The organism is Enterobacter cloacae complex sp. OE43NF (genome assembly GCF_023544405.1).
In the GTDB taxonomy this organism is placed as follows: Bacteria; Pseudomonadota; Gammaproteobacteria; order Enterobacterales; family Enterobacteriaceae; genus Enterobacter; species Enterobacter cloacae.
The window spans coordinates 20,620-27,850 of the sequence record NZ_JAMJFW010000054.1; the positions used below are offsets into that span (position 1 = coordinate 20,620).

A 7,231-nucleotide genomic window follows, 5' to 3' on the forward strand; every position below is an offset into this window, starting at 1 on the left:
AGACTGCAGTAACACCCTGCGAATAATAACGAAGGAGTACCCTATGTCTGAATCACAGGTCGCCATCCAGCCAGGCGTACAGCAGTTTCTGGACCGACATCACGGGCTGTGGATTGAGGGGCGGCAGGCCGCGTCGGAGAGTGAAAAACGGTTGAATATTTATAACCCTGCCACCGGGGAGGTTATCGCCTCTACGGCAGATGCCAGCGTCGATGATGTCGACCGCGCGGTGATGTCCGGCTGGCGAGCCTTTGTCGCCCGCAACTGGGCCGGGAAATTACCGGCAGAGCGCGAGCGCATCCTGCTGCGCTTTGCCGACCTGGTGGAGCAGCACAGCGAGGAGCTGGCCCAGCTTGAAACGCTGGAGCAGGGGAAATCCATCAATATTTCCCGTCTCTTTGAAGTGGGTTGCACCCTGAACTGGATGCGCTATACCGCCGGGCTGACCACCAAAATAACCGGCAAAACCCTCGATCTCTCCATTCCCTTGCCGCAAGGTGCACGCTATCAGTCGTGGACGCGTAAAGAGCCGGTGGGCGTGGTGGCCGGGATTGTGCCGTGGAACTTCCCGCTGATGATCGGCATGTGGAAGGTGATGCCTGCGCTGGCAGCGGGTTGCTCTATCGTCATTAAGCCGTCAGAAACCACGCCGTTGACCATGCTGCGGGTGGCGGAACTGGCGAGCGAAGCCGGTATCCCTGACGGTGTGTTTAACGTGGTGACCGGAAGCGGCGCGGTGTGCGGTGCAGCGCTGACCTCGCATCCGCATATTGCCAAAGTGAGCTTCACCGGCTCCACGGCGACGGGGAAACAGATTGCCCGCGCGGCGGCGGACACGCTGACCGGCGTGACGCTGGAGCTGGGCGGCAAAAACCCGGCCATCGTGCTGAAAGACGCCGATCCGGCGTGGGTGATTGAGGGGCTGATGACCGGCAGCTTCCTTAATCAGGGCCAGGTCTGCGCCGCGAGCTCGCGTATCTATATAGAAGCGCCGCTTTTTGACACGCTGGTCAGCGGGTTTGAGCAGGCGGTGAAATCCCTGAGCGTGGGGCCGGGCATGTCGCCGGAGGCGTTTATCAACCCGCTGGTGTCCCGCGCTCACTGCGACAAGGTGCAGACCTTCCTGGATGAAGCAAAATCGCGCAATGCAGAGCTGATCACCGGTAACCGTGGGCCGGACGGAAAAGGGTATTACATCTCGCCGACGCTGGTGGTCAACCCGGATCCGGGACTCCGGCTGACCCGCGAAGAGGTGTTCGGCCCGGTGGTCAACCTGGTACGCGTAGCCGATGGCGAAGAGGCGCTAACCCTTGCCAACGATACCGAATATGGCCTGACCGCCAGCGTCTGGACGCAGAATATCAGTAAGGCGCTGGAGTATACCGACAGATTGCAGGCGGGTACCGTCTGGGTGAACAGCCATACGCTGATTGACGCCAACCTGCCGTTCGGCGGCATGAAGCAGTCCGGCACCGGACGCGACTTCGGCCCGGACTGGCTGGACGGCTGGTGTGAAACCAAATCGGTGTGTGTGCGCTATTAATAAAAGCAAAAGGCAACCGGGAGGTTGCCTTTTTAGTGTTTGTTCCCTCTCCCGTGGGAGAGGGTCAGGGTGAGGGCATCAGGCCCTGGCGGGTTAGTTTTACAGCGACCACCGATCCCGCCCGGCCTCTTTCGCGCGGTACAGCGCCGCATCGGCGCGGGCGATCAGTTCCGGGCCCGCCAGGCCCGGTGCAATTCCTGCAATCCCCATGCTGACGGTCACATGCTCACTGACTTTGGACGCACCGTGCGGTATCGCCGCCGCGCGTAGGCCGTCCTGAATGCGGCGGGCAACCTGCTGTGCAACGTTCTCCGGGCAATTAAACAGGATCACCACAAATTCTTCTCCGCCGTAGCGTGACACCACATCGTCCGGGGTGCGCACGGCCTGCTTTAGCACCTGCGCCACGCGTGTCAGACAGTCGTCACCGGCCTGATGTCCATAGGTATCGTTATAAAGCTTGAAATAATCGATATCCAGCATGATCAGCGAGAAGGCTTTATTCTGCTCAACGGCATTCTCCAGCACCACTTCCATCATCCGGCGATTGGCGGTTTTGGTGAGGGGATCCTGGTGCGCCAGCGCATCGAGCCTGGAGATTAACAGCTGGTTTTGCTGATTCCGCCGTCAGGCCTCGTCAAACCAGCTTAACAGGATAAACCGCCCGCAAAGCATAATCAGCGTGAATACGCTCCAGATGGTGACAAAGCGAAGATTAAGGCCATCATTCAGCACCCAGCTGGCGACCGGCAAGGTGAGCCAGAGCGGGAGCACAAACGAGAGTAATCCCTCCGGGTAAAAATAGAGCGCCGTCAAACCGGAGAGCAATAAAATCACGCACAGCGGCCAGACGTGGGGAAGGTGCAGGGCGGTAATGAACCAGTAACTGCACATCGACCAGAAGGCACTGCAGACAAACAGCACTACGCTTATCCCGGCGATACGGCGCCAGGCCATCAGAATTAATGCAGCGGACAGTATAATAATGCCCAGCATTGAGGCATCGACAATCCGGGTCAGGTGTTGTGAACCGGGGTACAGCACCGCGCTGTTTTCCAGCAGGATGTGGCGCAGCAGGATCATCAGGGCAAAGCTGACGTTTACAAAGGCCAGCCAGGGCAGGTTCATCGCCAGCCCGTGATGCACCATGGCCTGACGTGTAGGCCAGGTGGCTCGTTCGGGGGGGAGGTTTTTTCTTTTTTCCATTTATGATGTTTACCCCGTCCAGGGAGAAAGAGAAATAAAAGCGGGCGGATAAACCGCCCGTAAATCCGCGACGTTACGGCGTCACAATATTAAACCAGAAATCAAACTTATCCATGTAGCCAAGCATGGCATCAAGTTTGGCACTGTCACCGCTGATTTTGACATCGCCACTGTCCTGCGCCTGTTTCAGCGTGATCTCCTTGAGGATGATCTTGTTAAGCGTGTCCCGGTTCAGCGTGAGCGTCGCATCGGCGTCTTTCGCTTCGGCATTGGCCGTGTGATTCAACACGCCGTTTTCCAGCTCAAGCTTATATTTACCGCCATCGCTGCCCAGATCGATATTAAATACCGATTTTGCGTCCCCGGCTTTTTGACCATTAATATGCACAGCCAGATAGTCGAAGAACATTTCCGGCGTCATCGCCCGAACGGTATCAGGGCTTGCCGTGTTTGGCGTTGGGCCTTTCACGACGCCGTTACGCAGCTCCTGCGCACCGGTGAGGTAGAAGTTACGCCACGGCCCGGATTCAGCCTGGTAGCCGAGCTGCTCCAGCGCATCCGCTTCCAGGTTACGCGCGGCCTGGTTGTTCGGATCGGCAAAGACCACTTTACTGACCACCTGTGCCACCCAGCGGTAGTTGCCCTGGTCGTAGTCGGTTTTAGCTTTACTCAGAATGGCGTCAGCGCCCCCCATGTACTCCACGAATTTCTTCGCGGCATCAACAGGAGGAAGCTCATCAAGCGTTGCCGGGTTGCCGTCAAACCAGCCCAGATAAAGGACATAGGTGGCTTTTACGTCGTGACTGACTGAACCATAGTAGCCCCGGTTAGCCCAGGTATGGGCCAGCGAGTCAGGGAGGGTGAAATTCGCGGCAATTTCATCGCGCGTCAGACCTTCGTTCGCCATGCGCAGCGTCTGATCGTTAATGTAACGGTAAAGATCGCGCTGGCTCTTCAGCAGCTTGACCACATTATCGTTGCCCCAGGTTGGCCAGTGGTGCTGTGCCATGATGATCTCTGCTTTGTCACCCCAGCGGACAATTGCCTGATTGATATACTTCGACCAGGGCAGCGGCTCACGGATTTTTGCGCCGCGCAGCGAATAGGTATTATGCAGCGTGTGAGTGACATCCTCGGCAGATTCAATGACCTTTTTCTCTTCGATATACCAGAGCATCTCTGAAGGCGCTTCTGAGCCCGGTGCCAGCATAAAATCATAGGTCAGCCCGTCGATAACCTCTTTCTGGCCATCTTTCTCAATGATGTTGGTCGGTGCGATCAGGGTAACGGTACCGGCAGAGGTCGTGGTACCCAGCCCTGCACCCACCTGTCCTTTGGCATCGGGTTTCAGCAGGTTGCCATACATGTAACTGGCGCGACGGCTCATGACGTTGCCCGCCATGATATTTTCAGCCACCGCGGCTTCCATAAACCCGGACGGGGCATAGACTTTCACTTTCCCGGATTTCACGTCAGCTTCATCCACCACGCCGCGAACGCCGCCGTAATGATCCACATGGCTGTGGGTATAAATGATGGCGACCACCGGCTTTTTACCCCGGTTTTTGTAATACAGATCCATGCCGACTTTTGCGGTTTCTGCTGATACCAGCGGATCGACCACGGTAATTCCTTCTTTACCTTCGATAATCGTCATATTCGACAGATCGAGGTTGCGGATCTGATATACCCCGTCGGTCACTTCGAACAGACCACTGATATTAATCAGCTGAGATTGACGCCATAAACTGGGATTAACGGAATCCGGTGCTTTATCACCCTCTTTAATAAAGGCGTACTGTTGCGGATCCCAGATAACATTCCCTTGCTCCCCTTTGATAATCTCCTGCGGCAGTGGGGCAATAAACCCTTTATGTGCATTGGTGAAGTCGGTGTTATCGGAGAAAGGGAGTTGGTTGAAAAGGGCATTATTCGCCTGTTGCGTCGCCGCGGTCGCGTCCTTTGGGGCTTCGGCGGAATAAGAGGGACTGACGGAAACGAGAAGCCCAGCCAGAGCAAGACTTCTGACAATCAAATTCAATTTCATCTAAAACCTCTCAGAGAAAGTACTACGTTACGGTGATTAAACGTCGTGTCCTGGCTGAAAATGTTTGAAAAGATGTCATTAGAATGAGTGGTTAAATAACTATAATCAGGCTGAGAGATTCGGCAAATAAATGAATAAAAAACCGGGCATTACGCCCGGTCGGTGATTATTTCTGTTCGTCTTTTTTTCTGCCAAGCGTTGGCGTTTCGTCAAAGAAGTTCCACGGCTTAAGCAATGTATGCACCCATTCCGTTGGCATGATGGGCCACTCTTCCGCGCGGGCAACGTGCGTGGTTCCGGTGGTCATCCAGACCACATCGTCCTGATTAGTGAGTGACTCATTGTCTTTGCTGTACTGACCCAGCCCCGTATCGTGCGTGGAGCGGTTCGGGAATTTCCCTTCCGGGTACATTTCGTCAGGATGGTAACGCGTCACCCACAGCTGTTTATCCATAAAGCTCAGGCGATGGTAGATCCACTCGTCCGGTGCAAACTTCGCGCCCGTGGCTACCGGGTGCGTGCCGCCCGCGTAAGGGATGATCTGGTACGAGACCGGGTTCCCCATACGGTTCTCTTTGCGGGTGTTGCTCAGCAGGCGAATGGTACCCGGATCGAATTTCTGCGCCGCCTGCTGTTCGGTATCGATATCGTACTGATTGACCTGCATGGTACTGGTACGCGGGCCGCCAGCCGTGTTCGGTTTCACCTGCGGATCCATCGCCACCAGTTTATTGTCGATGCCATCCACATCCATATCGAGACGGAAGTTATAGATGTGCTGGTGGGTGGTACCGACGATGTTGTGATCGATTAAGGTGCCGTATCGGGTGTCGTCTTTGGCAGTGGCGTCATGCATCGTTTTGGCCTGCACGCCTTTCACGGCTTCAATCCCGGTGGCTCCGGCATCAATGCCGATGGTGCCGTTTTCGTGGAATACCCAGTCGAAGATGTAATCGTAGTTGCCAACGGTGCTTACCCAGCGCACCACCAGCTCACGGCGTTCGGTGCTGACGTTTGGCTTGCCCATCTCCTGATGCTTATATTCAGGCCCGGCGTAGCGCTCGAAAATGGCGATGGCACGTGGGATCTCCATCGGCGTACCGGTGTAATCCGGGATGGTTTCATTGAGCATCACGGCGTTGGACGGCACATCTTTGCCGCGCACCAGCGGGGAGGTCAGGGTGCCCATGCCGTAATCGCCCGAATCGAGATAGGCTTTAAAGTACCAGCCCACATCCGGATCGCCGTAAGGGACGATCATCCCGCCCAGGGAGCCCTGATACATGACCTGGCGTTTTTTACCGTTGTCGTTGTACGTGACGGTCGAGATGATCGGCCCCACGCGGGAGTCCAGGCTCAGGTGGAAATCCCAGTTCTGCCAGTGCACCATGTCGCCGGTAATGGTGTAGTTCTTGCCTTCCGGTTCGATGATCTCAAGCGGTTTTTTCGGCGTTTCGATGCGGTCACGGCCATCATACGGACGCGGAGTCATGGGCACCGGAACAACCGCGCCTTCTTCAATTTTCTGGATCTTCTTCTGTTCGAGATCAACCACCGCCACCAGATTCTCAATCGGGTGTGCCCAGTAGTTACCGTCGCCCACATCCAGATAGCTCACCACTTTCAGCAGACGGTCTTCCTGCTTCAGGCCGTCTTTGCCGTCAAAATAGCCGACGGTCAGCGGGGTCGTGATCACGTTCTTCGTATCGCTGATGCCGCGTTTTTTCAGCACCTCAGCAAATTCCGGGCTCTCGTTGATGATTTGCTGCACGGTGGTGAAATCATCCAGCAGCACCATGCCGTGCGCATCCTTCACGGCCTCCCAGCGCAGGATTTTCTTATCCTTCAGGTCTACACGACTTTCGATGACGTGTTTGCCGTCCAGCATGGTGATATTCGCCTGACGCGGGGCATCCACCGCTGTGCCGTTCAGCACAAAGTCCCACACTTTGGCTTTCTCGGGCTCGGCCAGGGCAATCTGGGTGAAGCGGGTGTTCGGTTTAAAATCCTTTGAGGCTTTGACGATCGCCACGGCTTGCTTAATCTCATCCGCCGTTAATGCATTAAGCGGATGGGGGCGTTTCTCAACCTGGAACGTCTGGTCGAGGCCGGACTGGAAGACGTCGTTGGTAAAGGTGTCCGAGATAAAGGCCTTATTGTCTTTCATCACCACCGGCACCGACAGCGCAAGGGGTTTGCCGTTAACGATGGCGGTGTTAGCGCCTGGCTTAACCTTTACGAACGCACCGTCTTTCGCAATGGTGAACATCTGTGCGTAATCATCCCATTGTACCTCTGCGCCAAAATCTGCAAGCGTTTTGTCCATTGGGACCATATGCGCTTCACTGCCGTGAGCGAAAACGGGAGATTGCCAGGCACAGCAGAGCGCAACGGCCAGAGCCAGTGCCGTTCTACGGGCAGAAAATGAAGAATTG

3 protein-coding genes and 1 pseudogene are annotated in these 7,231 nt (G+C 55.8%); 1 reads left to right on the forward strand and 3 read right to left on the reverse strand.

The features are described from left to right. Nucleotides 1-43 precede the first annotated feature (43 nt). Nucleotides 44-1,543 carry an aldehyde dehydrogenase family protein gene (locus M8370_RS19675; protein ID WP_058683558.1) on the forward strand — a complete coding sequence of 500 codons (1,500 nt, stop codon included), beginning with the start codon at nucleotides 44-46 and terminating at the stop codon, nucleotides 1,541-1,543. Between the two features lie 99 nt (nucleotides 1,544-1,642). Here M8370_RS19675 and M8370_RS19680 read toward each other — a convergent pair. The 3 genes and pseudogenes from M8370_RS19680 to tynA form a co-directional block, all read right to left on the reverse strand. Further along, a pseudogene (locus M8370_RS19680) lies at nucleotides 1,643-2,749 on the reverse strand (GGDEF domain-containing protein). A gap of 73 nt (nucleotides 2,750-2,822) precedes the next feature. Beyond that, entirely contained in the window at nucleotides 2,823-4,796 is a 1,974-nt protein-coding gene (locus M8370_RS19685; protein WP_029882838.1) for an alkyl/aryl-sulfatase, read from the reverse strand. Between the two features lie 166 nt (nucleotides 4,797-4,962). Beyond that, nucleotides 4,963-7,231 (reverse strand): primary-amine oxidase (gene tynA / locus M8370_RS19690; RefSeq protein ID WP_250021626.1); only part of this gene is annotated, 2,269 nt, incomplete at its 5' end.